Source organism: Streptomyces olivochromogenes, from assembly GCF_021538895.1.
Lineage (GTDB): Bacteria > Actinomycetota > Actinomycetes > Streptomycetales > Streptomycetaceae > Streptomyces > Streptomyces olivochromogenes_A.
On record NZ_JADDRL010000232.1, the window covers coordinates 2,501 to 5,184 of the forward strand.

At 56.5% G+C, this 2,684-nt stretch carries 1 rRNA gene (cut by a window edge); it reads left to right on the forward strand.

Annotated features, from left to right (window positions below):
- Positions 1-2,663 (forward strand): 23S ribosomal RNA (locus tag IPZ69_RS46285) (it extends 441 nt beyond the left edge of the window).
- The last annotated feature ends 21 nt before the right edge of the window (positions 2,664-2,684 follow it).

Consider the following 2,684-nt stretch of genomic DNA (forward strand, 5'->3'; position numbering starts at 1 on the left):
CGTTTGAGAGACACCCAAGTAGCACGGGGCCCGAGAAATCCCGTGTGAATCTGGCGGGACCACCCGCTAAGCCTAAATATTCCCTGGTGACCGATAGCGGATAGTACCGTGAGGGAATGGTGAAAAGTACCCCGGGAGGGGAGTGAAATAGTACCTGAAACCGTGTGCCTACAAGCCGTGGGAGCACTTCGTGTGTGACTGCGTGCCTTTTGAAGAATGAGCCTGCGAGTTTGCGGTGTGTTGCGAGGTTAACCCGTGTGGGGAAGCCGTAGCGAAAGCGAGTCCGAATAGGGCGGTATAGTAGCGCGCTCAAGACCCGAAGCGGAGTGATCTAGCCATGGGCAGGTTGAAGCGGAGGTAAGACTTCGTGGAGGACCGAACCCACCAGGGTTGAAAACCTGGGGGATGACCTGTGGTTAGGGGTGAAAGGCCAATCAAACTCCGTGATAGCTGGTTCTCCCCGAAATGCATTTAGGTGCAGCGTCGTGTGTTTCTTGCCGGAGGTAGAGCACTGGATAGGCGATGGGCCCTACCGGGTTACTGACCTTAGCCAAACTCCGAATGCCGGTAAGTGAGAGCGCGGCAGTGAGACTGTGGGGGATAAGCTCCATGGTCGAGAGGGAAACAGCCCAGAGCATCGACTAAGGCCCCTAAGCGTACGCTAAGTGGGAAAGGATGTGGAGTCGCACAGACAACCAGGAGGTTGGCTTAGAAGCAGCCACCCTTGAAAGAGTGCGTAATAGCTCACTGGTCTAGTGATTCCGCGCCGACAATGTAGCGGGGCTCAAGCGTACCGCCGAAGTCGTGTCATTGCAACATATAGCCCCAACGGGTGCTGTGATGGGTAGGGGAGCGTCGTCTGCCGGGTGAAGCGGCACCGGAAGGTAGTCGTGGACGGTTGACGAGTGAGAATGCAGGCATGAGTAGCGATACAAACGTGAGAAACGTTTGCGCCGATTGACTAAGGGTTCCTGGGTCAAGCTGATCTGCCCAGGGTAAGTCGGGACCTAAGGCGAGGCCGACAGGCGTAGTCGATGGATAACCGGTTGATATTCCGGTACCCGCTGTGAAGCGTCAAACATTGAATCAGGCGATGCTAAGTCCGTGAAGCCGCCCCGGAGCCTTCGGGCAAAGGGGAGTGGTGGAGCCGACGGACCAGACTTGTAGTAGGTGAGTGATGGGGTGACGCAGGAAGGTAGTCCATCCCGGGCGGTGGTTGTCCCGGGGTAAGGGTGTAGGCCGCAAGGTAGGCAAATCCGCCTTGCATACGGCTGAGACCTGATGCCGAGCCGATTGTGGTGAAGTGGATGATCCTATGCTGTCGAGAAAAGCCTCTAGCGAGTTTCATGGCGGCCCGTACCCTAAACCGACTCAGGTGGTCAGGTAGAGAATACCGAGGCGTTCGGGTGAACTATGGTTAAGGAACTCGGCAAAATGCCCCCGTAACTTCGGGAGAAGGGGGGCCACACCTGGTGAGAACACTTGCTGTTCGAGCTGGGGGTGGCCGCAGAGACCAGCGAGAAGCGACTGTTTACTAAAAACACAGGTCCGTGCGAAGCCGTAAGGCGATGTATACGGACTGACGCCTGCCCGGTGCTGGAACGTTAAGGGGACCGGTTAGCTCCATTTCGGTGGGGCGAAGCTGAGAACTTAAGCGCCAGTAAACGGCGGTGGTAACTATAACCATCCTAAGGTAGCGAAATTCCTTGTCGGGTAAGTTCCGACCTGCACGAATGGCGTAACGACTTCTCGACTGTCTCAACCATAGGCCCGGTGAAATTGCACTACGAGTAAAGATGCTCGTTTCGCGCAGCAGGACGGAAAGACCCCGGGACCTTTACTACAGTTTGATATTGGTGTTCGGTTCGGCTTGTGTAGGATAGCTGGGAGACTTTGAAACGCGGACGCCAGTTCGCGGTGAGTCGTCGTTGAAATACCAGTCTGGTCGTGCTGGATGTCTAACCTGGGTCCGTGATCCGGATCAGGGACAGTGTCTGATGGGTAGTTTAACTGGGGCGGTTGCCTCCTAAAGAGTAACGGAGGCGCCCAAAGGTTCCCTCAGCCTGGTTGGCAATCAGGTGTTGAGTGTAAGTGCACAAGGGAGCTTGACTGTGAGACCGACGGGTCGAGCAGGGACGAAAGTCGGGACTAGTGATCCGGCGGTGGCTTGTGGAAGCGCCGTCGCTCAACGGATAAAAGGTACCCCGGGGATAACAGGCTGATCTTCCCCAAGAGTCCATATCGACGGGATGGTTTGGCACCTCGATGTCGGCTCGTCGCATCCTGGGGCTGGAGTCGGTCCCAAGGGTTGGGCTGTTCGCCCATTAAAGCGGTACGCGAGCTGGGTTTAGAACGTCGTGAGACAGTTCGGTCCCTATCCGCTGTGCGCGTAGGAATATTGAGAAGGGCTGTCCCTAGTACGAGAGGACCGGGACGGACGAACCTCTGGTGTGCCAGTTGTTCTGCCAAGGGCATGGCTGGTTGGCTACGTTCGGGAGGGATAACCGCTGAAAGCATCTAAGCGGGAAGCCTGCTTCGAGATGAGTATTCCCACCTCCTTGAGAGGGTAAGGCTCCCAGTAGACGACTGGGTTGATAGGCCAGATATGGAAGCCCGGTAACGGGTGGAGTTGACTGGTACTAATAGGCCGAGGGCTTGTCCTCAGTTGCTCGCGTCCACTGTGT